Genomic DNA, 25,977 nt, shown 5'->3' on the forward strand with positions numbered 1-25,977 from the left:
AGGCATTTGACCCGTCGGTTTGCGCGTCGAAAAAGCGCAGACGGTCGACCGATCGGGTCCGAAACTTTATGCCGTCATAGCCCGGCGTCGGATCATATCGCCCTAACCCCAGATCGCATCCGCTGCCGCAAGCCCCTGCGCGCCACGGCCACCCAAGGCACCAATCAGCGCCTTGAGGCGATAGGTCCACAGATGCAGCGGATGCTCCAGCGTCATGCCCATGGCACCCAGGAATTGATGGAAATCATAGACCGTCGCCCGCGCTGATTCCTGTGCGTGCAACGCCGCCAGCGCGGCATCGCCGGGATCCAGCGTGCCCGCCGCCTTCATCGCCAGCCAATAGACGCCATTGGTTCTCACCTGCGCCTCGGCCAGCCTATGGCGAATGGCCTGGAAAGTGGCGAGCGGACGGCCGAATTGCTGGCGATCGGTCACATAGGTCGCGGTGCTGCCCAGCGCCGCGGCCAGCAGACCCGCCGCCTCCGCCGCAAGCCCAACCCGCCAGCGGACAAGAACCGCCTCGGGTGACACATCGGGACACGGCATCGCCACCGTCGCCGGATCGATCAGCAGCGTGCCCATCGGATAGCCGAACAGCGTGTCTTCAGCGCGCGCCTGATCCTGGCTTACGGTGAAACTGGAGACAGTCTCGTGGCCCGTGACGATCACCGTGGCTCCGGCCTTGAGGAAACGGATCGGCCGCGCGTGCTTTCCCTCCATCACCAGGCAGAGCGGACGCGACACATCATCCCCCAGCAGCGGCCGCACGAGCGCGCTCGCCGCTGCCTCGATCGCATAAGGCAGGCGCGCCAGCCGTTCGATGATCAGCGCGGCCGATACCGCACCCAGATCCGGATCGAAGGCGACATCCAGAAAACCACCCTCGGCCAGTTCACGGTCTAGGGCGTCACTGACCATCGCAAAGCCGGCCTCATGCGTAGGCGCAGCCGCATAGGGCTTCGCAAGAGAGTCGATCGCGTCGAGAATGGCGATCTGATCGGAGGACAGAGCCAGATCCATCAGCGCGGCTCCCTGGGCAGTTTCAGCACGTCGGTCGCGATGATGTTGAGCTGGATTTCGGCCGCCCCCGCCGCAATCCCAGCCACGATCCCGCGTTGATGGTGCATTTTGAGATAGGGATGCGCGTCGGCCAGCGCCTCCGGCAGATATTCCACCACGAACTCGGCCACCTTGCGCTCCGCCATCACGGTGGCAAAGCGTGCGGAGCTGGATTCCGCGCCGATCGCCTCGCCGCGGCTGCGACAATCGATGATCGCATAGCTCGCCATACGCGCGGCCTCGCACAATGCAGCGGCATGGGCGGCCTCCAGCTTCACGGCCTCGCTGGCAAATTCCGCCTGCGCCTGCAAAAGGCTCACCGCACGATCAAGCGCCGCGCGCGCGAGCGCATATCGCGGAATACCCAACCGTTCGTTGGTGAGCGAATAGCCGATGATTTCCCAGGCCTGCCCCTCATCGCCGAGACGCGCGCTGACGGGCACGACGCAATCATCGAAAAAGACCTCATGGATATCCCCCTCGCCGATCAGCGAGGGGATCTGCCGCACGGTGATGCCCGGCGTATCCATCGGCACGAGCAGGATGGAGATGCCCTTCTTGCGATCGTCGCTGGTGCGGCATACGAGAAAGCAGGTGTCGGCCAGCCCGGCATAGCTCGTCCAGATCTTTTGACCTGAGACCCGGTAATTGTCTCCATCCAGCACGGCGCGGGTGCGGAGCGACGCCAGATCGGAGCCCGAGCCGGGCTCGGAAAAGCCTTGGCACCAGAGCGCCTTGCCTTCGGAAATCGGTGGCAAATAGCGTGCCTGCTGGTCCGCCGAACCATATTTGATCAACGTGGGGCCGACCCAATTGACGTTCATATATTGGCCGCCGCGCGGCTCGCCCGCGATCCACATTTCCTCGGCCAGGATCGCCTGATGCCAGGGATCCAGCCCCTGCCCGCCGATCGCCTTGGGCCAGTGCGGCGTCAGCAGACCCTCTTCAGCCAGCTTGCCGCAAAACGTCTCGGCATATTTGGTGAGCGCGGGAGAGGCCGGGCCGTGCTGCGAAAAGCGCTCCCAATCGTCGGGCAGCGTGACGGCCAGGAAATCCTGCAGCCGCTGGCGAAACGCGGCTTCCTCTGGGGTCCATTCGAAGTTCATGGGGCAGTTCATTTCCACATGCGGCGCATCTTGGGCCTGATATATCCCTTCAATCCGTTAATGGACACATGGGCGGGGGAACAGGGGCGGCGTGCGTGATCGGCGGCGCGGCGGCAAGACACCGCCCCGGTGATATGATCCCGATCCGCCCGCCCTTGCAAGCACCACGCGGCTCCGTCCATGGCATGGAGCGCAATCACAGCAGCGGGATCGAGGATGAGCGAACAGCAATTTATCGCGGTGGCGCAGATCGGGGAGGTAGAGCCCGGCAAGGCGAAGCGGGTGGAAGCCGGCGGCCGCGCGATCCTGCTGTGCAACAGCGACGGGCAAATTTATGCCGTCGAAAATCTCTGCTCTCACGCGCAGGAGCCGCTCGAATGCGGGCGGATTCGCTATGGCTGGATCGCCTGCCCGGCGCATGGCGCGCGCTTCGATCTGGAAACGGGTGAGCCGCTGAACCCGCCGGCGACGGATCCCATCGCTATTTTCCCGGTAAGGATCGTCGGAGAGACGATCGAAATCGCGGTCTAGCCCGCAAAAATGGGCCGCGATCCGGCATCGCCTTGCCGATATTCATGGCCATGGCTTGCGGCGTTCCTGTGAATTGAGGCCTAGCATGAGACAGAATGGAAGCGCGCTCCGGCTCAGGCCGATCTGGATGCGTAAATCACGCTGGAGGAGGCTGGTTTTTTGACCGACGCACTCGAAACGCTGCGCCAGGATGTGCGCCGCTGGCTCGCCGCCCATGCGCCGCAGGGCTGGCGGGAATATTGCACCAGCAACGAAGCGTTTCTCGATCTGCAGCGTCGCTGGTTCGCCACGCTGGCGGGCGGCGGCTATGCCGTGCCGCACTGGCCCGCCGAATGGCCGGGCGGCGGCCGCAGCCTGGCCGAACAGAAGGTCATTTACGAAGAATTTGCCCGCGCCGATACACCGCGCCTGCTGCTCTCCTTCATGTCCACCTATCATGCCGCCTCCACCCTGTTCGAATGGGGCAGCGCGGCGCAGCAGCAGCGTTACATCCCCCGGATTCTGGAGGGGGAAATCTGGTGCCAGGGCTTTTCGGAGCCCAATGCGGGATCCGACCTCGCCAGCCTCAAGACCCGTGCGGAGCGGCAGGGCGACGTCTATATCGTGAACGGGCAGAAGCTCTGGTCCACCATGGGCCAATTCGCCGACAAATGCCTGCTGCTGGTGCGCACCAGCAATGAAGGTGCGAAACAGGCGGGGCTGACCTATCTCCTGCTCGATCTCAAGGCCAGGGGCGTCACCGCACGCCCGATCCACCAGATCCATGGCGATGAGGAATTTGCCGAACTGTTTCTCGATAATGTCGAAATTCCGGTGGAGGATCGTCTGGGCGCGGAAGGCCAGGGCTGGGCGGTCGCACAATCCACGCTTTCTTCCGAACGCGGCCTGACGCTTCTCGAGCTGAGTGCGCGGATGCGGGGTGCGCTCTGGCGGATCGCCGATCTGATCCGCGCGGGCGGGCGGGAGAATGATCCCGGCATCTTGCGCGATTTCGGTCGTCTCGCCACCAAGATCGACGCAACCTGCGCGATCGCCGATCAGTTCCTGGCCAACCGGATCGCGGGCGAGGAACGCGTGGGCGACGCCTCGATCGTCAAACTCTCTTATTCCCGCACGCTACGCGAATTCACGCTGCTCGGCCTCCGGCTGGGCGGGATGGATGCCCAATATCATGAGCCCATCACCTTTGGCGGCGGCATGGAAACAGGCAATTGGATGGCGGATTTCATGAACAGCTATGCCTGGACCATTGCGGGCGGCAGCGACGAGGTTCAGCGTAACATCATCGCGGAGCGTCTGCTCAATATGCCACGCGAACCCAAAAGCTGGACGCTGGCCGGAGACGCCGCATGAGCATGACCCGCGCCGAATTGCAGGATGCCGCGCACAAGGCGTTCGATCCGGCCGATCTGGTGCCCGATGCCGCCAAAAGCTGGGGCCTGATCGCGGAGATGGGCTGGCTGATGATGGCGGTGCCCGAAGAATTGGGCGGGCTCGGGCTTGGCGTGGAAGCGGCCGGTGTCACGCACATGGCCCTGGGCCGCGCGCTCGTCCCCGGCCCTGCCATCGCGCAGATGCTGGTGATCACGGCGCTGACGGCGGCCGACGGGTTGCCGGAGCGCGATGATCTGCTCACGCAAGCCATGGGTGGCGCGGTGATGACCGCATCGCTGGCGGGCTACAGCGTTGCCGGGGGACTGACCTGCGTGCCGGATGCCGACCGCGCCAGTCACGTTCTTGTGATCGAGGATCGGCGCATTGCGCTCATGCCCGTGGATGCGCAAACCCTCACGGCGCGCGCCACTTGGGACAAGACCCGGCGCCTGTTCGACATCGCGATCGATGCGAGTGCCACAGGGTTTACGCTGGCGGAGGGCGACGCTGCGACGGCGCTGGCCGAACGGCTTCAGGCGCAGCGCCTGTTCGCGCTTTCGGGAGACTCGCTAGGGGGGGCGGATGCCATTCTGCGCCTCACCATCGAATATCTCGAAACACGCCGTCAGTTCGATCGGCCACTGGCCATGTTTCAGGCCTTGAAGCACCGCGTGGCGGATATGAAGACCTGGCTTGCCGCTGCCGAAGCGCTGTTCTGGGCGCGTGGAAACGATCCCGCGGTTACACTGGCCGAGATGGGTGCGCTGAAGGCGCACACCACGACCGTCTATCGGACCATCGCCGAGGAGGCTGTTCAGCTTCACGGCGGCATTGGCCTTACGATGGAGCACCATTGCCATCTGTTCCTCAAGCGCGCGCTGCTCAATTGCGCGCTCGGCGGCGATGCGGATCAATGGGAAGAAATGGCGGGCAGGCAGGCGCTGGCACAAGCGACCGCCTGACCCCGATATCAGGGGAGGATGAAGCATGAGGACAATTGCGACGGCGTCATATCTGGCGGCCTCGGTGCTGGCGCTGGCCGCGCCCGTTCATGCCGGCGAACCAGCAGCGCCCACGGCTGTCAGCGCGGCGGCGGATCCCCTGTTCAAGGAACCCTATATCGACGTTGACGAGTGGCGCGATGCCCCCGTTCGCCATCGTTATGTGCACGGTGGCTTCAAGGGCACCGACACCCGCTTTTCCTTCTATTTTCCGGACAAGGCGCAATATCGGGACCGCTTCTTCCAACATATCACGCCCGTGCCCGATGACGAGAATCTGGCGCAGAAAATGGCCCCAGGCGAAGAAGACAAGATCGGCTTTGCGATCGCTTCGGGCGGCTATTTCGTTGAAACCAATGGCGGCGGGCGCGGCATGGTGGGGATGCCGGGCCAGCCGGTGGACGCGACCATTGCCGCCTATCGCGCCAATGCCGCGGCGGCCGATTATTCGCGCGTCGTCGCGCAGCAGATGTACGGCGGCAAGCGTCCTTATGGCTATGCCTTTGGCGGCAGTGGCGGCGGCTTCCGTACGGTCGGCGCGATCGAAAATGCGCAAGGGGTGTGGGATGGCGTCGTTCCCTATGTGCTCGGATCGCCCATGGCCCCGCCCAATATGTTCACCGTGCGGCTGCGCGCGATGCGCGTGCTGCAGGACAAATTTCCCCATATCCTCAATGCCGTTGAACCCGGCGGCAGCGGCGATCCCTATGCCGGCCTGACACCGGAGCAAGCGTCGGTGCTGCGCGAAGTGACGAATATGGGCTTCCCCACGCCCTCCTGGTTTGGCTGGCGCACGATGGGCATCCATGGCTTTGCCGCGCTCTATGGCGGGATGCTGATGGCCGATCCGGGCTATTTCAACGATTTCTGGAGCAAGCCCGGTTATCTGGGCCATGATGCGCCACAGGCGTTCGCGGGCTATCGTCTGCAACATGATTCGACCGTCGCCGCGACGATCTCGGCGAGCGATGCCGCGGCGTTGAAGCTCGACACGCGGGTGACCAACGGCACCTCCAATGTCGACAACGCCTTTGCCGCGCTGCAGGGCGCAGCCGCCCGCCGGATCGTCGCCTTCCGTCTCGCCAGCGCACCGCCACCCACCTATTTCGTCGGCGGTGATCTGATCGTCGGATCTGGGGCGGCTGCCGGCCAGCGGCTGACGATCAGCCGGATCGTCGGTGATGTGGTCGTGCTCGGCGTTGTCGATGACACGGTCGCGGCGAAGCTCCAGGGCGGCGACAAAGTGCGGATCGACAACAGCAATTTCCTCGCCGCCGAAACCTATCACTGGCATCAGGTGCCGCCCAGGGACGCCGGCTATGCCGTGTGGGATCAGTTTCGCAAGCCGGATGGCACGCCGCTCCATCCACAGCGCGCCTTCCTGCTCGGTCCCTTGTTCACCGCCTCCACCACGGGCAGGCCGTTTGGACAGCCGCCGATGACCGGGCAGTTCAGCGGCAAGATGATCCTCGTCGAATCGCTATGGGATCGCGAGGCGATGCCATGGCAGGGCGATTGGTATCGCAGGCAGGTCGAAGCCAGCCAGGGGGCTGCGGCCGCCGACACGTTCCGGATCTGGATGATCGATCACGCGCTGCACGGCGACGACAGCCAGCAGGAGGATCCGACCCGGACGGTCAGCTATCTCGGCGTCTTGCACCAGGCGCTGCGCGATCTTTCCCTCTGGGTGGAACAGGGCGTCACGCCACCCGCCAGCACCGCCTACGTCATAAAGGACGGGCAGGTGATTGTTCCGGCCACCGCATCCGCCCGGATGGGCATTCAGCCAGTGGCCATGGTCAAGGCCGATGGCGGTGCCAAGGCGTCGGCGAAGCCCGGTCAGTCGGTCCGCTTTTCCGCGACGATCGAAGTGCCCCCCAGCGCGGGCCGGATCATCGCGGCGGAATGGGATTTCGAAGGGGACGGCGCATTCCCGCTCAAGGCTAGGCTGCCGAAGACCCAAAAAGCGAAGATCACGCTCAAGGCCAGCCACAGCTTTCTCAAGCCGGGCACCTATTTTCCGGCGCTCCGCGTGACGGCGGAGCGCCATGGAAATGCCGCCTCGCCTTATGCTCATATCCAGAATCTGGGGCGGGTAAGAGTCGTGGTGGAATGATCTGAACACCGCCCCCCCGTCCATCCGGACAGGGGGCGCGTTTTGTTCAGCCCATCAGGCCCTTCACCGCCTCGACAATCTGTTCCGGCGTGACGAGGAAGGCGTCTTCCAGCGGCTTGGAGAAGGGCACGGGCGAGTAGGGCCCGCCCAGCCGGCGCACCGGCCCCTTGAGCTGACCGTAAAGTTCTTCGTTGATGGTCGCCGCGATTTCGGCACCGGGGCCGAAATTGCGCACGGCCTCATGAACGATGACGACACGGCCCGTTTTAGCGGCGGAGTCCAGCACGGCCTGCTTGTCCCATGGCGAGATCGTGCGCAGATCGATGAGTTCAGCGGAGATGCCCGCTTCCGCCAGGCCGGCGAGTGCAGCTTGGCAGCGCAGCATCATCGTCGAATAGCTGATGATGGTGACGTCCGTGCCCTCCTGCACGATCCGCGCCTTGCCCAGCGGGATCGGCCCCTGATCGACCGCGACCTCGCCAGGCACGAACAATGTGCCGCCGGTTTCGACGAACAGGCAGGGATCGGGATCCTGAATGCAGGAAAGCAGCAAGCCCTTATAATCCGCGGGGTTCGAAGGACAGACGACCTTGATGCCCGCCGCGTGCGCGAACCAGCCTTCGAGATGATCCGCATGTTGGCCCGCCGTCTGCCAGCCAGCGCCTGTCAGCGTGCGGATGGTCAAAGGCACGCTGGTCTGCCCGCCAGACATGAAACGCAGCTTGGCCGCATGATTGAAGATCATGTCCATCGCGACCGTGGTGAAATTCATCAGCATGATCTCGGCGACGGGCTTATAGCCGTTGATCGCCACGCCGATGGCCGCGCCGATGATCGCCTGCTCCGAGATCGGCGTCGTGCAGACCCGGTGATCGCCGAATTTGGTCGAAAGACCGCGCATCGTGCCGGTGACGCCACCGCCTTCGCGATCGGCGATATCCTCGCCCAGCACGAGCACCTTGGGATCGGCCTCCATCGCCTCGAACATGGCGGCGTTGATGGCCTGCAGGCCGTTCATTTTTACCATCTCGCTCACGCGGGAATCTCCTCGGCAAAGATATCGCGGCGCAGCTCATCGGCCGACGGGAAAGGACTGTTCAGCCCGAATTCCTGGGCATCGGCGATTTCGGCCTCGATATCGGCCTGCATCTTGGCAAGCCGGTCTTCGGTCGCATGGCCGTCCGCGATCAGTTTCGCGCGGAATTTGGGCAAGGGGTCGTCGGCCATCGCCGCGGCCTTTTCTTCCTTGGTCATGTAGAAATCGTCGTCGCCCAGCACGTGGCCGAAGAAACGGAACGTCTTGCACTCAAGCAGCGTCGGCCCCTCGCCATCGCGGGCGCGGGCGATGGCGGTGTGCGCGGCAGCATACATCGCCACGGGATCATTGCCGTCCACGGTAAAGCCCGGCATCGCATAGCCAGCGGCGCGCTTGGATATGAAATCGACCGACGTGGCGTTTTCATAGCGGGTATGCTCGGCAAAGCCATTATTCTGGCAAACGAAGATCACTGGCAGCTTCCAGAGCGACGCCAGATTGAGGCTTTCGTGAAATGCGCCGATGTTCGATGCGCCATCGCCGAAATAGGCGATCGCAACGCGCTTGCTGCCATCGAGCTTCGCGGCCCAGGCCAGGCCATTGGCGATCGGCATCGAAGAGCCGACCACGCCCGTCGTGACCATCACGCCGCTTTCGGGATGGGTGAGGTGCATCGGTCCGCCCTTGCCCTTGCAGGTGCCATCGATCCGGCCCGCAATCTCGGCCCAGAGCGGGCGCAACGGCATATCCTTGGCCACCATATCGTGGATACCACGATAGATCGTACAGATCTGGTCTTCCTTGTTCAGCAGCGCCGAGATGGTCGATGGAATCACTTCCTGACCGCGCGCGGAATAATAAGGCATCGTCAGGCGACCGAGGCGGACCGTCTTGCGGATGGCGTCATCATTGCGCTCGATGCGGATCATGCGACGGTAGATATCGACCAGTGTCTCGGCATCTGGCACCGGGGCGTTTTTGAGATCTGCCATGGGGTTCCTCGATGGCCGTTGGACTGCCCTCATCAATTGGCTGTCAGCCTCTGGAGGTCAACTCGCCCCGGCGATATGTGGAGCGCATCACCCCGTCCGGATGCACCCAGGTTTCGTTGCGATGCGTAATCGCTTTATGATCGGGGCGATCATCGATTGGAGCCGGCATGGATAAAGACGATACGATACAACAGGCGGCGGACCGCATTCTTCAGCTTGAAGCCGAGCTGGAAGCTGCCGGAGACGCCAGCACAGGCGGCGATCGACTCGCCTTTGCGCGCGCTGAACTGCACAAATGGGTGGATAGCGTGGTGGGCGTGGTCGCCTCGCCCGGTGTCGGCCGCGTGACTCTGATTCACGATGACGGGCATGAATCCAAGATTGCCTCACCCAGCCTTCCCTATCGCCTCTCCAAACCGGTGACCTTCGGGAATTAGGCGCTAAAGCTGGTTGCCCAGCCCCGCGGCGTGCTTGGCCGCGATATAGCCAAATGTCATTGACGGGCCGATGCTGGCCCCGGCACCCGGATAGGCATTGCCCATCGGCGATGCGGTGGAAACGCCGGTGGCATACAGCCCCTCGATCGGCGAACCGTCGGCCTTCACCACCCGGCTATGCGCATCGGTCACCGCGCCGCCATAGGTGGAGACATCCCCCGGAACGACGGGCACCGCATAAAATGGCCCTTTCTCGACCGTACCCAATGCGGGATTGGGGCCGTGATAGGGATCACCCAGCCAGCTATCATAAGCACGCTCGCCGCGATGGAAATCCTCGTCCCGGCCCGCCGCCACAAACCCGTTCCAGCGATCGATCGTGGCTTTCAGCGCGACGGGATCCACCTTGATGCTGCGTGCCAGCGCCTCGATGCTGTCGGCCCGGTGCAGATAATTCTGCTCGATCCAGCCTGCCGGGACCTTCTTGTCGATCCATTTGTCGGCGACCTTGTACATCTCGACATATTGCCGATCCAGAATCGCCCAGCTCGGCACCGCCGGAACGCTGGCGTTGCGCTTCAGCATGGTCTCGCAATACAGCTCATAAGAGCCGCCCTCGTTCATGTAGCGCACGCCCGATTGATCGACGAGGATGGCGTGCGGCTTGCCCGTGAGGCCTTGCGCTGGCGGGGTCACATATATTTTTTCCCAGCCTGGAGCAGGCGTGGTCTGATATCCGACCATCTGATCCATCTGCGCCAGCACACCACCGATCCGCTCCATTTCCATGTGCATCTCGCCAGTGTCGCCCTCGGGCGTCTGCGACCATGCGCTGCGCGTGCCGGGCATGTAGCGATCACGCATCGCCTGATTCTGCGCGAAACCGCCGGCATTGACGAGCACGCCCAGCCGGCCGCCGACACGCCAGGGCTTTCCATCCTTCTGGGTCAGGATGCCGGTCACCTTGCCATTCTCGACGATGAGTTCGGAAACCGGGCTTTCAATGCGAAAATCGACGCCCGCCGCCAGCGCGGCCTTCAACATCCGTCCCTGCAGGGCGGCACCAGCGGTGACATAATGCTGGCCCATCAGCCGGGTGCGGATGGTGCGCCAGACGATCCGGAGCTGCGCCTTTTTCAGCGCCGGATCGCGCCGGATATAATTGAGCTTCATCGCCTCACCAAGCCGGACCGGAAATTCCGCAAATCCCTTGCGCAGCGTCTTTGCCCAGGGACCGAGTTCCTTCTTATTGAAGGGTTCGGCCACCACGGTCCGGCTGGTTTTGCAGCCGCCTGGCAGTTCGTCATAATAATCCGGCCAGAAATCGGGGCCGCGCTCCAGCGCGACGCCCTGATCGACCAGGAAATCGATCATCTTGGGCGCTTCATTGACATAGGCGCGGCGCTTTTCGGCGCTGCTGCCTGGTGCTTCGGCACTTTCGGTGGCCATCAGCGCATCGAGATAGGTGATCGCCGCCTCCGCGCTATCGGCCTCGCCTTGTTCGCGCATGAAGCGGTTGTTGGGGATCCACATCACCCCGCCCGATTTGGCGGTGGTGCCGCCAAGGAACGGTTCTTTTTCAAGCACGATCACGGACTTGCCCGCCTTGCGCATCACGAGCGCCGAACTCATCGACCCTGCGCCGCTGCCCACGACCACCCAGTCGAACATCTCGTCGAACCCGCCCATGCGCCGCCTCTCCTGTGTCTCTTCACGCGCCTTATCGCAGAGCGGCGGACTAAAACCCCGCCCGATGAACTGCACAAGGGCTTATCGCCCGGGCGGCCTTCGCATATCGCCCCGGCGTGATAAGGGAGCGGGAAGGAGATTCGCGTTCATGAGCCAAGACCTTCCGGAATTCCGCACGATCCTGCTCGAACGCCGCAGCCGGCTGCTGGTGCTGACGTTCAACCGGCCCGATGCGATGAATGCGGTCAATCTCGATCTGCACGATGATTTGCCCGAAGCACTGGCCTTTGCGGGACGGGACAATGGCTCCGATGTCATCCTGATCACCGGGGCCGGCCGCGCCTTCTCGGCGGGCGGCGATATCGCGCATATGGAGCATAATGCCGCCAACCCCCATCTGTTCGATCATGAGGCGCGGCAGGCGAAGCGCATCGTGTTTGCGCTGCTCGATATCGAAAAGCCCGTGGTGTGCCGGATGAATGGCCATGCGATAGGATTGGGCGCGAGCGTCGCGCTTCTTTGCGATGTCATCTTCGCCGCGGACACGGCGAAGATCGGCGATCCGCATGTCGGCATCGGGCTGGTGGCGGGCGACGGCGGCGCGGTAATCTGGGCGCAGCGCATCGGCCTCACACGCGCCAAGGAATATCTGCTGACGGGTGAACTGCTGAGCGCGCAAAAGGCGGCGGATATCGGCCTGATCAATCATTGCCTGCCCGCAGCCGAACTGGACGGCGCAGTCGACGCCTTTTGTCAGCGTCTGTTGGAAGGCGCGCCCAATGCGATCCGCTGGACCAAGGTGCTCACGAATATGGAGCTCAAGCGGATCGCCGGCGCGGTGATGGAGGCGGGCATCGCCTATGAATCCGTCAGCGTGCGCAGCGCCGACCATCGCGAGGGCATCGCCGCGCTCAAAGACAAGCGCAAACCCCGCTTCACCGGCAAATAGCGCAGGATTTCAGACGATATCGGCGATCCTGATCCAGCGCCGTTCGAGGCTCGAAATCCGGATCGCTTCCTGAATGCGCTCCACTTCAAGCGCCTGCGCAAAATCAGGCGAAGCCTGCCCGCGCCCATGGATCGCCTCGACCATCGCCTGCATCGAAAGCGCCATCGGGAAACTGGGCTGCGGTTCGCTCTGCCAGTCGAGCGCAATGTCTGGCGATTTCAGAAACGCCTCCGGAATATCGATCGGGCCAAGCGCACCGCCCAATGCACCACCGCGCAATAGGCAATCGCGCGCGGTGGGGAATGTGGGCGAGGATGCAATCAGCCGCCCCTTTTCGCCAAACACGTCGAGCAGCCAGCCGTCATGCAGCGCCATGCTCCAGCTTATCTGCATCTGCATCGTCATCCCGCTGACAAAGCGCAGGATCACATTGGCGAAATCATTCGTCTCCGGCGTGATGCTGTCCCCATCCGCAAAATTCCATTGCTTGAGGATCTGGCTGTCATCGGCCACCAGTTCGGCGACCGGCCCGAACATGTGCAGCAGCATATACAGCGCATGGCTGCCATTGTTGCGCACTGCGGACACGCCCAGCCCGGCTTGCGCGAACCAATTATAAGGGAATTGCTTGATCGGCTGGTTGAACAGCGAGATGTTGAAATGGCAGGTGCCCCCGAGCGGTGCCCCGAGATAGCCCTCATCCACCATCGCCTTCATCTGGCGATGCGCGGGGATCCACTGCGAAAAGGCATCGACCACGCCGGCAGCACCACTTGCACGCCAGGCGGAGTCGATCGCCTTGGCCCCGGCCCAGTCCGGCGCATGGGGACTGGCGTTATAGACATGTTTGCCATGCGCCAGTGCTGCCAGAATCATGGGCAGGCGCACGCTGGGCCGCGTGCCCAGATCGACGATATCGATATCCGGATCCGCGCACATCTGCTCGGCATTCCAGAAGGCGCGCGGCAATCCCAACCGTTGCTGCGCCGCCTCCGCCGTTTCCTGGCGCGAGGTGCAGATCGCCGTCACCTCGACCCCCGGGATGGCGCGCCAGGCAGGGAGATGCGCAAAGCCCCCCCATGCAGCGCTGACGATCCCCACACGAAGGGTCACAGTCTATGATCCCTATTCGATCGTGCCGAGGACGGTCCCGACTTCATGGGTTTCCCCGGCTTCGATGATGATGCGCAGCGTGCCGCTGGCCGGCGCTTCGACTTCATTGGCCGATTTATCGGCTTCGAGCAGATAGAGCGGCTGGCCTTCGGTCACTTCGCTGCCATCTTCGGCCAGCCATTCGGCAATTTCGCCCTCGGTCATCGAAAAGCCGATTTTAGGAAGCAGGATTTCTGTAGCCACGTCTGTTGATCCCTTTCGAAAATGCCGATCCATTGATCTTGTTCATGTGCCTATCGCGCATTGAAAGCGGAACCATCCGAAAACCGCGCCTGCCCATCTCGATATCGTTGCCGCGATCCGAAGGGCCAGGTTCAATATCCCCGGCTGTCCGTCCAATCCTCGGTTTCGCCGGGCTTGTAGGTCTTGCCCGGTATCTTGCCCGATTCGGTGCGCAGATCAAAGCCGATCCGGTCCGCAGCGCCCTCGATCTGTACGCCAAAGGACGACAACGCCCAACTCGTCATCACATAATGCCCGATGGAAAAGACCAGATCCATCTTCTGCTGGGTATTGAAATGCCTGCCGAGCGTTTCCCATGTCGCGTCGCTCAGCGTGCCGTCATTCTTCAGTTCGTCGACCGATCGCATCACGGCGGCATCCGGCTCGTCCCAATCCCCGCCCTCCGGAAAATCCCGGATCGCGGCGATGTCCTTCAGCGTTAGCCCGGCATTCAGGGCATAGCCGACGTGATTGTGCCATTCATAGGCCGATTTCACCAGCCAGGCGACGCGCAGGATCAAGATCTCCAGATGTCGTGTGGACAGCGTGTTCGCCATCAGCAGATGCTTGCCCCAGATATTGTACACTTTGCCGAGGCCGGGGTGATTGCCCATCACCATCAGGACATTGGTCTTCGACCCTTCCTCCCAGGCATTGGGCTCGCCCCAATAGGCGAAGACCTCGCGCGCATCGTCCGTCCATTCCGCACGCGGCAGCGGCGGGATGCGGGGCTTGATGTCACTCATGATCTTTCACTCCTTCGATGTCTGGCGGATCAGGGCGCGCCGAGTGTCTGCGCTTCGCTGTCGCACCCTTCCGGCGACGCCTTGGCTTTCTTCAGTTCAGCGCGGGCGGCCTTGATATCCTTCTGAAACACGGGATCGGCATTGAGGCGCGCGAAGGTCGCCGCCGCCGCGATGCGGCCCTCCTCCACATCGCTCAGCCAATGCGCGTTGCAGATGCGGCGGCTGTCGCCAAAGGCCCGGCCACGCGCGACGATCTTCGCGGCGCGCTCCGGGCGGAGTTCTGCGACGATGAGGCTCCAGCCATAACCGATCGCGCTATGGCCCGAAGGATAGGAACCGTCCTTGCGCAGCACCGGCTCCCAATCCGGCGTACAGGTCGGCTGGCCGTTGACCATGAACGGGCGCGGGCGTTGATAAGCGCGCTTGATGGCGGAGGTGGACATGCCCAGATCAGCGATCGTCTTGCGGAGCAGACGATCCAGCCGGGGCGTCGTCTTGGGGCCGATCGCGACGCCGGCGGCGCAGGAGAGCGTTGCGGTGGCCTGCGGCCCGAACAGATCGGCGTCCGCCGTGGCCAGCGCCCAACGCGGGCTCCCGCTGAGCGCAAGCCCGGCTTTCGATGCCTCGATATCCCGCGCCTCCGCGGCCGATCCCGCAGCGGGCGGGGGCGGAGACAGCGCGATGCTGTCGGTCATGGCGGCGCCCTTCAGATAGCCTTCGCCCAGCCGCGGTGCCGCCATCGGCGGCGCGGGCGCTGCGGCGGCAGCCGTATGGCAAGCCGCCGAAAACAGGCAGCACAGCGCGAAAACGAACCTCATCTGCTTCTCCTCCTGTTACAGCCCTTCGACGAGCAATGCCCGGTACGGCGCACCTTTCTTGCGATGCTCGGCCGCGGCCTGATATTCTGGGCTGTTATACCAGGCGCGCGCATCGTCAGCGCTGGGGAATTCCAGGATGACGACGCCTTCCGGCCCCGCACCCTCCAATGTTTCCAGTGCACCATAGATGGCGAGCGGTTTCAGCCCGTATTTCTCCACCGACTGGCCAGCCTCGCTGCGGTTGCGGCTGCTATAGGCCTCCATCTCGGCCTGGTTGAAAATTGGCCCTTCGCGGGTGAAGATCATATAGGCTGGCATCGTCTATCCTCCAGTGTTTCAATGGGCCACAGCATGTTTCATCGCAGCGCCGCCCCATCCGCCGACCGTGGCGAAATCCTCTCTGCAGGTGCGGCTCGCCATCCATGACAGGATCGTGCTGGGGATGCCGACCAGCAACACCCAGCGCATCGCCATGCCCAGCGATTCCTCGCCATAGGTGGGCCGCAGCATATCGCTCAGCCAGCCGACGAACACGGGTCCGCCGCCCAGCCCGATCACCTGTATGGCGACCATCAGCACCGCGATCGCGGTGGAGCGCGAGCGGGCCGGGACCAATCCTGCGACCACTGCCATCAGCGGCGCCGCGGAAATCCCGCCAACCAGAAGATTGAGGCCGAACAGCGGAAACACGCGGTTCGCCGGCCCGGTCAGGATCAGCCACCCTACCCCCGTGGCGATCGCGCCGCTCAAGGTGAGGATCCAGATATACCAGCGCAAATCCCTGCGCCCCAGGAAATCGGCCAGTGGTCCACCCAGCGTATGGCCGATCACCGAACCGACGAACAGCGCGCTGCCCAATTGCAGACCGGCCTGGTTCGCGGGCATCCCATGGGTGCGCTCCATAAAGGCGGGTGCCCAGCTTACCACGCCCATGGTCAGCAGCGCATTGAGCGATGCCGCCAGGATCAGCAGGGGCAGCGTCTTGATCGCCATTAGCTCGCGCGCCGTCTGCATGAAAGACACGGGAATTTTAGGCGCGACGGGCGCGCCATCGGCCAGGCCCGACCGGGTATCGCGCAAGGTGAACCACACGATCGGTGCCAGAATGAAGCCCGGAATGCTCGCGAAGATCAGCGCGTTGCGCCAGCCATATTCAAGTGCAGCCCATCCGCCGATCGCCGGCCCCAGAAAATTGCCGAGCGATGCGCCCAGCAGAAAGATCGACAGCGCGGTGGCGCGCTGGCTCACCGGAAACAGATCGGCGATCCACGCCTGGGACGGTGAGGTGAAACCGCCTTCACCAAGACCGATCCCTGCGCGGCCGATCAGCAGCATCCAGAAATTCTTGGCAGCGCCGCACATGATGACGGCCACGCTCCATACCACCGCAGATATGGCGACGACCTTGCGCTTCGACCAGCGATCGGCCAGCCGCGCCAATGGAATGATGGCCAGGATGTAAATGATGGCGATCGCCATATCCTTGACCATGGCGATTGCGGTGTCGCTCAGTTGAAGCTCGCGGCGGATGGGTTCGACCATCACCACCATCATGTAGCGTTCGCCGATGACCGATGCCGAGACCAGCACCATGATGAACAGGAAATAGGATCGATAGAGCATCCCGGGCAATTGTTCGGGCGGGGTGAGCGGACGCGTTTCGGGATCGGTCATGCTCTGCTCCTGAACTTGTCTTCGCACGTCGTTGCGTGCTTCGCCCCCCTCGCCGTCACTACATCGGGGCCGTATCGATGGTGGGGCGTATCAGTATCTGCGACACGTTCACACGCGCGGGCAGCGATGCGATGAAAACGATCGCATCCGCGATGTCCGAAGGCTGCATCGCGCCATCCTTGGTCACATGCTGCGCCATCGCGGCACGCATGGCAGGGTCGGTGATGCCGCCCGCAACTTCGGTCGCGGTCGCCCCCGGCTCAACGATGCTCACGCGGATGCCAGCGCCCCCCACTTCCTGCCGCAGCCCTTCGGTAAGGCCGGTCAATCCGAATTTGCTCGTCGAATACGGGCCAAACATCCCCGCTGCCCGCCGTCCCGACGTCGACGAGATATTGATGATGTCGCCCGCCCCTTGCGCCTTCATCGGCCAGATCGCCGCCTTGCATGTGTAAAGCGTGCCCATCAGGTTGATCTCGATCACCCGCCGCCATTCATCCAGCGACAGACTCTCCACCCCGCCCGCCTGGATCACGCCGGCCGAATTGACCAGAATGTCGATGCGCCCCAGTTGCGCGATCGTGTCGGCCACGGCTTTGCTCGCTTCGGCCTCCACCGCGATGTCGCCCGGCAGCGCCAGCGCCCTGCCGCCCGCGCTTTCGATTCGCGCGACCAGCGTGTGCAACCGATCGGCGCGCCGCGCGGACAGGGCGACGACCGCGCCTGCTTCAGCGAGGCCGAGCGCCGTTGCCTCGCCAATGCCCGACGATGCCCCGGTGACAAGGGCCACCTTGCCCGCAAGTCCAATCGCCATGATCGCGTCTCTCCTTTGATTTGGCCCTGTGATCGCGCGGCGGCGCGGCGCTGTAAAATCTTTCGGAATAGGATTTGGCAGATATCGCTCAGGCGTCTCCGCGGATCCGTCGCGCCGGGCGATAGCGCGGGGCGGTTTGCATCGAGCGGCCCGAAATGCTGTTCCTGCTCTGGCGCAAGAAGGACAACCGCGTTGAAGGAGGCCATGGCGTGAGCGACGCGACGACCAAAAAGCTTGCCATCGTAACGGGTGCCAGCGCGGGCATCGGCAAAGCGGCGGCCCGCGCCCTCATCGAACGAGGATGGCGCGTGATCGGCATCGGACGCGATCCGGGACGGTGCGCCGATGCAGAGGCGACGCTGCGCGCGCTGCCCGATTCCGATTTCACCATGATCCGCGCCGATCTCTCGTCCTTGTCGGAAACTGCCCGGGCGGCGGATAAGATCGCGCAGATGGGCCCGTTCGTAGACGTGCTGCTCAACAATGCAGGCGGGGTTTTCTCCCGGCGAATCATCACGCCGGAAGGGCATGAGGCCACCTTTGCCTCCAATCATCTCGCCGCCTTCCTGCTGACCCGCAAGCTCATGCCTCAGCTCAAAGCCGCAGCCGCGCGATCGAGGCCGGGCGCGGTCCGCATCGTGGCGGTCTCCTCGACAGGGCACGCGCAATGCGCGGGTGTGCAATGGGACGATCTCACCTTGGCCCACGGCTTCACCGGCGGCGCTGCCTATTGCCATGCCAAGCTCGCCAATATCCTGTTCGCCCGTGAACTGGCGCGGCGCATGGCCGATGACGGGATCGTTTCCCACGCGATGCACCCCGGCGTGGTCGCCAGCAATTTCGCCAGCCACTGCGATGCGCCGATGCAGGCCTATATGGAGTCGCTCAGGGATCGCTCGGTCACCCCCGAAGCCGCCGCCGATACATTGATCTGGCTGGCCTGCGCCCATGAACCCGGCGAGACGACCGGCGGCTATTATCATGAGCGGCAATGGCTCATGCCCTCTCCCGCGGCGCAGGACGATAGCGCCGCGCATCGATTATGGGAATTGAGCGAGACGCTGGTGGCGGGTTATTGATCCACCCGCCTGGCTTCACAATTGCGCGATCACCTGCGGCAGGTCCACCGTGGTGCGAATGCCCGACGGCGCGGCGCACACCGCGGCCACGGCGTTCACCGCACGATGGCCGGTCAAGCCGGGCGTAAAGGCGGCATAGTCCTCGGGCTTGACCGGGAAGGTGATATGCACGTCGAGCGGGGTATCCCCCTCGACCCGGATCCGCCAGCCGGACTCGCGCAATTCCCATTCGGAATGCTCGATATCGCGCGCGCAATACCAGTTCGCGCGGAAACGCAGCGCCGGCTTGCCCTTGGCCATTCCCGTGATGGTGATGCGCTGGGCGGCGACGGTGCCTGCCTTGATCGTGCCGGCTGCAATCTCCACATCATGGCGCGCCGCAGAATTTTCTCCGATGGCATCCCATTCATCGATATCAAGCCCGATGGCATCGGCAAGCTGCGCGAGCGAACCGGCAAAATCATGCTTCACATAATCGATCTTGCGCTGGTCGAATTGCGCCGGTGCCACGCCATAGCCCATGATGTTGAAGAGCAGATCCGGCGAATTCCGGCTGGTCATATCGCCAAATTCGTCGATCGTCAGGCAATCGAGCCGGCGCGACAAGGACAGCAGAACGATCGGCAGCGCTTCGGTCACGAAGCCCGGGCTGATCCCGGTGCTGTAGATGGAGCTGTCGCCGATCGCACAGGCCTCTTCGATCCGCGCGCGCATGACGGGATCCATCGAGCGCGGATGATGGAAATCGCCACGGGTGGTCACGATATTCTTGCCCGAGGCGAGCAGCGCACAAACCTCGTCGATATCGGTGCCCTGCCGCATGTAGAGCACGCAATCGGCATCGGTGGCGATCATCGCCTGGACATCATTGGTCGCCGCGATCCCGCATGGCGCGGTGCCAGCGATGTCACCGGCGTCGCGGCCCACCTTGTCCGGCGCACTCACCCACAGACCCACCAGTTCCAGCTCCGGATGCTCGATCACCGCGCGCAGCGCGCGCCTGCCGATATTGCCCGTGGCCCATTGGATCACCTTTAGACGCGCGTTGCCCATCAGAACTTCACTCCCGCCTGCACGCCCCAGCTCGCCGGCGCGCTGTAGATATTGCCGATGCCGAAATTATTGTACTGAACCTGCGTCCGATAACGATTGTTGGTGACGTTATCGCCGTAAACCGCGAGCGTGTAACGCTCCGACGGATCGGTCCACTGCGCGCGCAGGGCCAGCACCTCATAGCCCTTTTCCTTGAACTGGGTGCCGGAGGGTCCGAAAAAGAAACTCGACGTGTAATAAAGATTGCCGGAGAGCGCGAGTTCACCCCCGCCCACTTCCGTAGCATAGCGCATACCCGCATTGCCGGTGAACTCGGGTGTCCGCTGCATGTTCACATTCTGCAGCAGCGCGGGGGTGATCACGAACGAAATGCCCTGTGCCGCACAAGCCGGTAGTGTGCAGCGCGTGTAGATCGGCGCATCGACGAACGTCTTGTAGCGGCCGTGCGTATAGGCAGCACCAAGATTGAAGGAGAGATGATCGCTCAACCGGTAAGCGAGCTGGCCTTCGGCACCATAAATTTCCGAAGAGGCGGCGTTAATGATCTGGGCCGAGGGCGGATTGCCCCGGAACAGAGACACCTGCAGATTCTTGTAATCATAATAATAAGCCGAAAGATCGAACGACAGCCGCCGGTCATCAAATTTATAGCCGATTTCGTAGGCGTTGATATCCTCCGGCTTCACGATATTTCCGGTCGCCCCGCCGACATCGAGGATGCCCGATTTATAGCCCTTGGAGAAGGATGCGTAGACGCTGGATTCCTCGCTCGGCTTGTAGCGCAAGACCACGCGCGGCGTCACTTTGTCGCCTTTCAGCTTGGGCACATAAGTCCGAACGCCTGAGAAGGGGACGATGAAATAGGGATCGTCCACCACATCATGGCTGTATCGTGCGCCCGCGGTGACAAACAGCCTTGGCGTGATTTCATAGGTGGCGTCGGCGAAGGCCGCATAGGATTTGCTGTCCGTGCCTGAGCCGCCCAGCGCAAGGCTCGCCAGCCTGTCCGTCGCGGTCGGCGTGCCGAGCGCGGTGCGCCAAGTATCCTGGTTGTGGAAATAGAAGAGGCCAGCCGTCCATTGCAGCGGACCTCCGGGCTTAGACGTCAACAGCATTTCCTGCGAAAAGGTCTTCGCCCGCACGGGGATGTGCAGCAGGAAGATGTTCACGGCCGTGTGATCCAGATCTTCCACGATCAGTGATTTTTCATCGCGATATTGCGTGTAGGACGTCAGATTGGCGAAGCCGAGATCGGCCTTCAGCGTGGCTTGCAGCACATCGCCGTTGAAACGGAATTCCGATGGGCCGGATGATGCCACCTCGTCAGGATCGGTCGCATAGAAGCCGGCGGGCACGTTGGTGCCCGCGCCCCCGATATCGGCCCCCTCATAGATATTGGTGTTCATCAGCGTGGGATCGTTGCTGTCGCTATGGGTATAGCGGAGCAGCAAAGACACCGAATCCGAAAAATCCATTTTCAGGCCGCTCCTGAAAGACCAATTGCGGTAATTGCCGTCATTATCGCTGCCGGTGGTGATATTACGGACAAAGCCATCCCCGCGGCGGAACATCGCTTCGACATCCATGGCCACATTGTCGATTACGCCAAAGGTGGAATAGCCCTGCACGGCCAGCGTATCGAAGCGGCCATAGCTCGTCTTGAACTCACCATGCGCGTCCGCGCTCGGTTCCGCCGTGGTCAGCAGGATCGCGCCGCCCGTGGTATTGCGGCCAAATAGCGTGCCTTGCGGCCCTTTCAAAACCTGCACGCTTTGCAGGCTCATCAACTGGAAATCGGCTGCCAGCGAGTTGGGCGAGTAAAAGCCATCGACATAGATGCCCACATTCGCGCCGCTGCCCGAGCTGGCGACCGCGGTGCCCACGCCGCGGATGGTCGGCTGCACGAAGGTGGCCGCGCTGTCGAAGCGAAGCGCGGGGGTCACGTTGGCGATATCGGAAAGCTGATTGGCGCCCGACGTGGTGAGCTGATCCTGGGAAAGCGTCGTGATGCTGATCGGCACGTCGCGCGAGCGTTCCGAACGGCGCTGCGCGGTCACGAATATCTCGCCACCTTCGCTGGCCTGCGTTTCATCGGCTGCCTGCGCGACAGCGGTCTGCGGCGTGAGAACCAGAAGGGCCGCCAGCCCGATCATGGATGATGTCGCGCTCAAGCGCATTAGTCCGGCCATTCAAGCCTCCCCTATTGTGACGGCCATTCTTGGCCGCTCTTATGGAAGGAGACTTCATATACCGCCGGGATGGCGCTTACATTTGCAATCTTCTCAAACGCATCTGACATCGCCCCCGCGTTTTGCCCCGCGCTTTGACACTGCGTTCGGCATCACGTCATGGCCCCATATAGCCAATGGAGCCCTGTTTGGGATCCGGCGAATCCGCGCGCCAGCGCACCGAGCCGAACGGGCGTTCGAGCCGCCGTCGCACGCGCAATTCGCTCGCGTCGCGGTTGAACGACCGGGCATGTTGCTGAACCGCCTTGTCCGCCAGGGTGAAGCGCACGCGCATGTGCAGATAATCCCCCCAGGTCGGGCATTGATAGCGCTCCGTCCATAAAGCGGGATCGGCGATGTCGCGCGAGAGCGACCAATCAAAGCCGCCATTGCGCAATCGCGTGCGCTGAACCTTGAGCATCGCATCATAGAAATCGCGCGCCTGCGCCGGATCGACTTCATAGTCGATCTCGATGACCACCGGCCCCGAACGCTGGGTGAGCGCCAGCGCGACCTCCGGCTCATTCGCCAGTTCGAAGGGCGCGACATCCGCCTCGCTCGCCTCCGGCAGCGGCAGAATGAAACCCAGCAACGGCATGGCCCCCAGCGCGACACCCGATACAACCATCGCCACATCGACCGACCAGATCCCGGCCACGCTGCCCCACAGCACAGCGCCCAACGCGATGCCGCCCGTCAACGCCGATGAGAAGAGGGACAGCGCGCGCGCCGTGACCCAGCGCGGCACCGCGAGCTGGACGGACACGTTGAACAGCGCGATCGTGAGGATGTTCGCGCCGCCCGCGACGAACAGGGCGAAGCAGGTGAGCGGCACCGAGCGGCTCAAGCCCGCGGCCACCAGCGCCAACCCGCCGACCACCGCCATCGCGCTGGTCGTGTTCTGCGTGCCGAACCGCGTGCGCGCAGGGCTGACCATCAGCGCGCCGACAACTGCCCCCACACCGCCGGCACCTAGCATCAGGCCATAGGTGCTGGCGTCTCCACCGAGCAAATTCTTCGCCACAAGCGGTGCCAGTGCGGTGGCTGACGCCCCCGTCAGCCCGAACAGGAATGACCGCAGCAGCACGGTGCGGATCGGGCCTGAATGAAAGGCGTAGCGCGCGCCCGAAACGATGGCACGGTGCATCTGCTCCGGTGGCAGGCGGGAGGGAACATGCCTCCGCTTCCACAGGAAAAACGCCAGGAAGAGCGGAACATAACAAACGGCGTTGATTGCAAACGCCGCCTGAGCGCCGGCCGCCAGCACGATGAGACCACCCAGCGCCGGACCGAAGCTGCGCGCGACATTATAGCTGATCGTGCCCAGCGCGACCGCGGCGGGCAAATGCCGGGGTTCCACCTGTTCGCTTATCGAGGCCTGCCACGCGGGCGAATAGAGCGCCACCCCACCGCCGATGAGCGAGCAGAAAGCGAGCAGCATCCAGGGCGAGGTATAGCCCCAGGCGGCCAGAGCCGTGAGCGTCGCCGCGCAGACCATCGAAAAACCGAGGCCCGCCAACGCGATCCGCCGTCGATCGAACATGTCCGCGATCGCCCCCGCCGGCAACGCGACCAGCATCAGCGGCAGCATCAGCGCCGTCTGAACCAAGGCGACCATGCTGGGCGAGGGCGTGAGCCGCATCATCTCCCAGGCGGCCCCCACGCCCAGGATAAGCTGGCCGAAATTGGAAAGGACGCTGGCGGACCAGATGCGCCTGAACACGGGTTCGCGCAGCGGCTCGAAAGCGCCGCCCTGCCCCGGTCCGTCGTCGACGCCAGGTGCCCCCATATTTTCGCTCTCCTTCCATCGCCATGCCCTTGGCGCAAGGCCGACCTGCTAGCACGGGAACGCCCTGCCCTGTCTTCCATCGTCGATCAATCGCCCGCGCGATTTACCGGGGAGTGGCGCGCTCCCCATGTCCATGCGATAGCTGTTGAAAATGCTCCATGCGAGCCCGATCAGGAGATGAGCCTTGGCCGTTGCCTATATCATTGACGCCGTCCGCACCCCCCGCAGCATCGGAAAGATGGGCAAGGGCGCACTGTCCACGATGCACCCGCAGCATGTTGCTGCAACAGTGCTCAAGGCGCTCAGGGACCGCAACGCGTTTGATACCGCCGATGTGGACGATGTGATCTGGGGCACCAGTGCGCAAGCGGGCCTGCAGGGCGGCGATATGGGCCGCATGGCGGCGCTTGATGCCGGCTATGACGTGAAAGTATCCGGCGTCACGCTGGATCGCTTCTGCGGCAGCGGGATCACGGCGACCAATCTGGCGGCGGGCCAGATCATGTCTGGCATGGAGGATCTGGTGATCGCCGGCGGCACCGAGATGATGTCCTACGTCACCCATTATGGCCAGAGCCTGCGCGAAGCGGGCATCAAGTCTGCGGGCGGGATCGGCACCGGTAATATGCGGCTGCAGGACAAGCATCCCCAGACCAATCAGGGCGTGGCCGCAGATGCGATTGCCGCGATTGAAGGGATCACCCGCGAAGAGCTGGACGCATTCGGAGTGGAGAGCCAGCGCCGGGCCGCCGTAGCGATGAGCGAGGGCCGCTTCGACGGATCGACCGTGCCGGTGGTTGCCGATGATGGCAGCGTGATCCTCGACAAGGAGGAATATCCGCGCCCCGGCACCACAGCCGAACAATTGGCGGGGCTCAAACCCGCCTTCGGCCTGTTCCGCGACATGCCGTCGCGCGAGGACGGCCCCACCTTCGGTGAATTGGTCAAGCAGCGCTATCCCGATGTCGAGATCGAACCGCTGCATCATGCCGGAACCTCCTCCGGCGTGGTGGATGGCGCTGCGGCGATCCTGCTGGCGTCCGATGCCTATGTGAAGCGAACCGGGATCAAGCCCCGCGCGCGCGTCGTGGCGATGGCCAATGTCGGGGATGATCCCACGCTGATGCTCAATGCGCCCGTTCCGGCGGCGAAGAAGGTGCTCGCCAAGGCCGGGCTGACCGTGGCCGATATCGACGTGTGGGAAGTCAATGAGGCCTTCGCGGTGGTCGTCGAGAAATTCATCCGCGATCTCGGGATCGACCGGGCGAAGATCAACATCAATGGCGGCGCGATCGCGCTCGGCCATCCGATCGGCGCGACCGGGGCGGTGCTGATCGGCACTGCGCTTGACGAGCTGGAGCGGTCGGGCGGCCGCTATGGCCTGATCACCATGTGCGCAGCAGGCGGCATGGCCCCCGCGATCATCATCGAGCGCGTGTGAGCAAGTGTCCGGCGAACGGGGATGATGCGGCTTTAGTTTCGCCGCGGCGACGTTATGGTGCCACGGCCATGGGGAAGATAGCGCACGAAATCACGGCGGATGAGCCGACCGATTTGCGGCGCAATGCGTCTCTCAAGCTGTCGATCATCGCCCGGCAGTTGCGCGCGCATTTCGACCAGTCGGTGGTACGGCTCGGCGTCACCCGTTCCCAATGGACCGCGATCGCGGTCGTGGCGCGTCATCCCGGGATCACCCAACGCTCGATCGCCGACTTTCTGGAGGTCACCGAAGTCTCCGCCGGAAGGCTGATCGACCGGCTCTGTGCAGATGGCCTGGCCGAACGCCGGCCCAAGGATGATGATCGCCGGGCGCATACGGTGTTCCTCACCGAAGCGGGTCAGGGGATCACCGTGCAATTGGGGGCAATTGCGCGCTCCAATGAGGATATCGCCTTTGCGGGCGTCGGGATGGACGATCTGGAACGCCTTAACGCGCTGCTCGACACGATTTCGGAGAATATCAGCAAATCCTGAGCGGAGGCCGTCGCTTCCAGCACCGGGATTTGTTCAACATATGAAAAAGGGCCACCCGATGCGGGCGGCCCTTTTCAATTCAATGCGCCAGGGCTTGGGCGAATGCCGCCAAGCCCT

Annotated in this window: 24 protein-coding genes; 9 read left to right on the top strand and 15 right to left on the bottom strand. The window is 63.3% G+C overall.

The window, feature by feature from the left end; all coding sequences use genetic code 11:
* Positions 1-102: 102 nt before the first annotated feature.
* Together FHS49_RS13455 and FHS49_RS13460 are read right to left on the bottom strand one after the other, a co-directional pair.
* Positions 103-1,020, bottom strand: coding sequence for an acyl-CoA dehydrogenase family protein (locus FHS49_RS13455; RefSeq protein ID WP_184019372.1), 918 nt, complete (start codon positions 1,018-1,020; stop codon positions 103-105).
* Entirely contained in the window at positions 1,020-2,165 is a 1,146-nt protein-coding gene (locus FHS49_RS13460) for an acyl-CoA dehydrogenase family protein (RefSeq protein ID WP_184019374.1), read from the bottom strand. Before FHS49_RS13460 ends, FHS49_RS13455 begins: the two co-directional genes overlap by 1 nt.
* 216 nt (positions 2,166-2,381) lie before the next feature.
* Between FHS49_RS13460 and FHS49_RS13465 the strand changes: the two genes are divergently transcribed.
* The 4 genes from FHS49_RS13465 to FHS49_RS13480 all read left to right on the top strand — a co-directional run bounded on the left by FHS49_RS13465 (position 2,382) and on the right by FHS49_RS13480 (position 7,187).
* Positions 2,382-2,696, top strand: a complete 315-nt coding sequence (locus FHS49_RS13465) for a Rieske (2Fe-2S) protein (protein WP_184019376.1) — start codon at positions 2,382-2,384, stop codon at positions 2,694-2,696.
* 159 nt (positions 2,697-2,855) lie between these two features.
* Positions 2,856-4,049, top strand: a complete 1,194-nt coding sequence (locus FHS49_RS13470; protein WP_184019378.1) for an acyl-CoA dehydrogenase family protein — start codon at positions 2,856-2,858, stop codon at positions 4,047-4,049.
* Positions 4,046-5,032 (top strand): acyl-CoA dehydrogenase family protein, encoded by a 987-nt coding sequence (locus FHS49_RS13475; protein WP_184019380.1) that lies wholly within the window; start codon positions 4,046-4,048, stop codon positions 5,030-5,032. The genes FHS49_RS13470 and FHS49_RS13475 overlap by 4 nt, the downstream gene beginning before the upstream one ends.
* 25 nt (positions 5,033-5,057) lie before the next feature.
* On the top strand, positions 5,058-7,187 hold the full coding sequence (locus FHS49_RS13480; RefSeq protein ID WP_246350705.1) for a PKD domain-containing protein: 2,130 nt from the start codon (positions 5,058-5,060) through the stop codon (positions 7,185-7,187).
* A gap of 46 nt (positions 7,188-7,233) precedes the next feature.
* On the opposite strand, the gene FHS49_RS13485 is transcribed toward FHS49_RS13480, so the two are convergent.
* The gene (locus FHS49_RS13485; protein ID WP_184019845.1) at positions 7,234-8,214 is read right to left on the bottom strand and encodes an alpha-ketoacid dehydrogenase subunit beta; all 981 of its coding nucleotides are present in this window, start codon (positions 8,212-8,214) and stop codon (positions 7,234-7,236) included.
* A gap of 5 nt (positions 8,215-8,219) precedes the next feature.
* The gene (locus FHS49_RS13490) at positions 8,220-9,215 is read right to left on the bottom strand and encodes a thiamine pyrophosphate-dependent dehydrogenase E1 component subunit alpha (RefSeq protein ID WP_184019382.1); all 996 of its coding nucleotides are present in this window, start codon (positions 9,213-9,215) and stop codon (positions 8,220-8,222) included.
* Positions 9,216-9,382: 167 nt separating this feature from the next.
* Between FHS49_RS13490 and FHS49_RS13495 the strand changes: the two genes are divergently transcribed.
* On the top strand, positions 9,383-9,652 hold the full coding sequence (locus tag FHS49_RS13495; protein WP_184019384.1) for a hypothetical protein: 270 nt from the start codon (positions 9,383-9,385) through the stop codon (positions 9,650-9,652).
* 3 nt (positions 9,653-9,655) lie between these two features.
* On the opposite strand, the gene FHS49_RS13500 is transcribed toward FHS49_RS13495, so the two are convergent.
* The gene (locus FHS49_RS13500) at positions 9,656-11,341 is read right to left on the bottom strand and encodes an FAD-dependent oxidoreductase (protein WP_184019386.1); all 1,686 of its coding nucleotides are present in this window, start codon (positions 11,339-11,341) and stop codon (positions 9,656-9,658) included.
* A gap of 148 nt (positions 11,342-11,489) precedes the next feature.
* On the opposite strand from FHS49_RS13500, the gene FHS49_RS13505 reads away from it, so the two are divergent.
* Positions 11,490-12,290 carry an enoyl-CoA hydratase/isomerase family protein gene (locus FHS49_RS13505; protein ID WP_184019388.1) on the top strand — a complete coding sequence of 267 codons (801 nt, stop codon included), beginning with the start codon at positions 11,490-11,492 and terminating at the stop codon, positions 12,288-12,290.
* Between the two features lie 9 nt (positions 12,291-12,299).
* Here FHS49_RS13505 and FHS49_RS19900 read toward each other — a convergent pair whose 3' ends face one another.
* The 7 genes from FHS49_RS19900 to FHS49_RS13540 form a co-directional block, all read right to left on the bottom strand.
* Positions 12,300-13,403 (bottom strand): Gfo/Idh/MocA family protein, encoded by a 1,104-nt coding sequence (locus FHS49_RS19900; RefSeq protein WP_184019390.1) that lies wholly within the window; start codon positions 13,401-13,403, stop codon positions 12,300-12,302.
* 12 nt (positions 13,404-13,415) lie between these two features.
* Positions 13,416-13,646 (bottom strand): biotin/lipoyl-containing protein, encoded by a 231-nt coding sequence (locus FHS49_RS13515; protein ID WP_184019392.1) that lies wholly within the window; start codon positions 13,644-13,646, stop codon positions 13,416-13,418.
* A 131-nt stretch (positions 13,647-13,777) separates the two neighbouring features.
* Positions 13,778-14,431 carry a carboxymuconolactone decarboxylase family protein gene (locus FHS49_RS13520; RefSeq protein WP_184019394.1) on the bottom strand — a complete coding sequence of 218 codons (654 nt, stop codon included), beginning with the start codon at positions 14,429-14,431 and terminating at the stop codon, positions 13,778-13,780.
* Positions 14,432-14,460: 29 nt separating this feature from the next.
* Positions 14,461-15,249 carry an acid phosphatase gene (locus tag FHS49_RS13525; protein ID WP_184019396.1) on the bottom strand — a complete coding sequence of 263 codons (789 nt, stop codon included), beginning with the start codon at positions 15,247-15,249 and terminating at the stop codon, positions 14,461-14,463.
* A 15-nt stretch (positions 15,250-15,264) separates the two neighbouring features.
* Positions 15,265-15,567 carry a DUF1330 domain-containing protein gene (locus tag FHS49_RS13530; RefSeq protein WP_184019398.1) on the bottom strand — a complete coding sequence of 101 codons (303 nt, stop codon included), beginning with the start codon at positions 15,565-15,567 and terminating at the stop codon, positions 15,265-15,267.
* 18 nt (positions 15,568-15,585) lie between these two features.
* Entirely contained in the window at positions 15,586-16,923 is a 1,338-nt protein-coding gene (locus tag FHS49_RS13535; protein ID WP_184019400.1) for a spinster family MFS transporter, read from the bottom strand.
* A 58-nt stretch (positions 16,924-16,981) separates the two neighbouring features.
* Positions 16,982-17,737 carry an SDR family oxidoreductase gene (locus FHS49_RS13540; protein WP_184019402.1) on the bottom strand — a complete coding sequence of 252 codons (756 nt, stop codon included), beginning with the start codon at positions 17,735-17,737 and terminating at the stop codon, positions 16,982-16,984.
* A 155-nt stretch (positions 17,738-17,892) separates the two neighbouring features.
* Between FHS49_RS13540 and FHS49_RS13545 the strand changes: the two genes are divergently transcribed.
* The gene (locus FHS49_RS13545; RefSeq protein ID WP_221240503.1) at positions 17,893-18,816 is read left to right on the top strand and encodes an SDR family NAD(P)-dependent oxidoreductase; all 924 of its coding nucleotides are present in this window, start codon (positions 17,893-17,895) and stop codon (positions 18,814-18,816) included.
* 15 nt (positions 18,817-18,831) lie between these two features.
* On the opposite strand, the gene FHS49_RS13550 is transcribed toward FHS49_RS13545, so the two are convergent.
* From FHS49_RS13550 to FHS49_RS13560, 3 genes are all read right to left on the bottom strand, one after another.
* A complete protein-coding gene (locus FHS49_RS13550; RefSeq protein ID WP_184019404.1) occupies positions 18,832-19,869 on the bottom strand; it encodes an NAD(P)H-dependent amine dehydrogenase family protein in 1,038 nt (345 codons plus the stop codon).
* On the bottom strand, positions 19,869-22,058 hold the full coding sequence (locus FHS49_RS13555; protein ID WP_246350708.1) for a TonB-dependent receptor: 2,190 nt from the start codon (positions 22,056-22,058) through the stop codon (positions 19,869-19,871). The genes FHS49_RS13550 and FHS49_RS13555 overlap by 1 nt, the downstream gene beginning before the upstream one ends.
* Positions 22,059-22,215: 157 nt before the next feature.
* Entirely contained in the window at positions 22,216-23,886 is a 1,671-nt protein-coding gene (locus FHS49_RS13560; protein WP_184019406.1) for an MFS transporter, read from the bottom strand.
* A 184-nt stretch (positions 23,887-24,070) separates the two neighbouring features.
* Between FHS49_RS13560 and FHS49_RS13565 the strand changes: the two genes are divergently transcribed.
* Both FHS49_RS13565 and FHS49_RS13570 read left to right on the top strand, forming a co-directional pair.
* Complete coding sequence (locus FHS49_RS13565; protein ID WP_184019408.1) at positions 24,071-25,327, top strand: acetyl-CoA C-acetyltransferase; 1,257 nt, start codon at positions 24,071-24,073, stop codon at positions 25,325-25,327.
* A 68-nt stretch (positions 25,328-25,395) separates the two neighbouring features.
* The gene (locus tag FHS49_RS13570) at positions 25,396-25,860 is read left to right on the top strand and encodes a MarR family winged helix-turn-helix transcriptional regulator (protein ID WP_184019410.1); all 465 of its coding nucleotides are present in this window, start codon (positions 25,396-25,398) and stop codon (positions 25,858-25,860) included.
* Positions 25,861-25,977 lie beyond the last annotated feature (117 nt).

The sequence above is a fragment of the Sphingobium boeckii genome (assembly GCF_014199215.1).
Classification (GTDB): Bacteria; Pseudomonadota; Alphaproteobacteria; order Sphingomonadales; family Sphingomonadaceae; genus Sphingobium_A; species Sphingobium_A boeckii.

Excerpts from the sequence above, each read along its gene's own strand:
- FHS49_RS13540 (WP_184019402.1), bottom strand. The coding sequence starts at position 17,737 with ATGGCGATTGGACTTGCGGGCAAGGTGGCCCTTGTCACCGGGGCATCG.
- FHS49_RS13490 (WP_184019382.1), bottom strand. The coding sequence starts at position 9,215 with ATGGCAGATCTCAAAAACGCCCCGGTGCCAGATGCCGAGACACTGGTC.
- FHS49_RS13475 (WP_184019380.1), top strand. The coding sequence starts at position 4,046 with ATGAGCATGACCCGCGCCGAATTGCAGGATGCCGCGCACAAGGCGTTC.
- FHS49_RS13570 (WP_184019410.1), top strand. The coding sequence starts at position 25,396 with ATGGGGAAGATAGCGCACGAAATCACGGCGGATGAGCCGACCGATTTG.
- FHS49_RS13530 (WP_184019398.1), bottom strand. The coding sequence starts at position 15,567 with ATGCCAGCCTATATGATCTTCACCCGCGAAGGGCCAATTTTCAACCAG.
- FHS49_RS13520 (WP_184019394.1), bottom strand. The coding sequence starts at position 14,431 with ATGAGTGACATCAAGCCCCGCATCCCGCCGCTGCCGCGTGCGGAATGG.
- FHS49_RS13525 (WP_184019396.1), bottom strand. The coding sequence starts at position 15,249 with ATGAGGTTCGTTTTCGCGCTGTGCTGCCTGTTTTCGGCGGCTTGCCAT.
- FHS49_RS13555 (WP_246350708.1), bottom strand. The coding sequence starts at position 22,058 with ATGGCCGGACTAATGCGCTTGAGCGCGACATCATCCATGATCGGGCTG.
- FHS49_RS13550 (WP_184019404.1), bottom strand. The coding sequence starts at position 19,869 with ATGGGCAACGCGCGTCTAAAGGTGATCCAATGGGCCACGGGCAATATC.
- FHS49_RS13460 (WP_184019374.1), bottom strand. The coding sequence starts at position 2,165 with ATGAACTTCGAATGGACCCCAGAGGAAGCCGCGTTTCGCCAGCGGCTG.
- FHS49_RS13500 (WP_184019386.1), bottom strand. The coding sequence starts at position 11,341 with ATGGGCGGGTTCGACGAGATGTTCGACTGGGTGGTCGTGGGCAGCGGC.
- FHS49_RS13560 (WP_184019406.1), bottom strand. The coding sequence starts at position 23,886 with ATGGGGGCACCTGGCGTCGACGACGGACCGGGGCAGGGCGGCGCTTTC.
- FHS49_RS13480 (WP_246350705.1), top strand. The coding sequence starts at position 5,058 with ATGAGGACAATTGCGACGGCGTCATATCTGGCGGCCTCGGTGCTGGCG.
- FHS49_RS13455 (WP_184019372.1), bottom strand. The coding sequence starts at position 1,020 with ATGGATCTGGCTCTGTCCTCCGATCAGATCGCCATTCTCGACGCGATC.
- FHS49_RS13535 (WP_184019400.1), bottom strand. The coding sequence starts at position 16,923 with ATGACCGATCCCGAAACGCGTCCGCTCACCCCGCCCGAACAATTGCCC.
- FHS49_RS13485 (WP_184019845.1), bottom strand. The coding sequence starts at position 8,214 with ATGGTAAAAATGAACGGCCTGCAGGCCATCAACGCCGCCATGTTCGAG.
- FHS49_RS13545 (WP_221240503.1), top strand. The coding sequence starts at position 17,893 with ATGCTGTTCCTGCTCTGGCGCAAGAAGGACAACCGCGTTGAAGGAGGC.
- FHS49_RS13465 (WP_184019376.1), top strand. The coding sequence starts at position 2,382 with ATGAGCGAACAGCAATTTATCGCGGTGGCGCAGATCGGGGAGGTAGAG.
- FHS49_RS13495 (WP_184019384.1), top strand. The coding sequence starts at position 9,383 with ATGGATAAAGACGATACGATACAACAGGCGGCGGACCGCATTCTTCAG.
- FHS49_RS13505 (WP_184019388.1), top strand. The coding sequence starts at position 11,490 with ATGAGCCAAGACCTTCCGGAATTCCGCACGATCCTGCTCGAACGCCGC.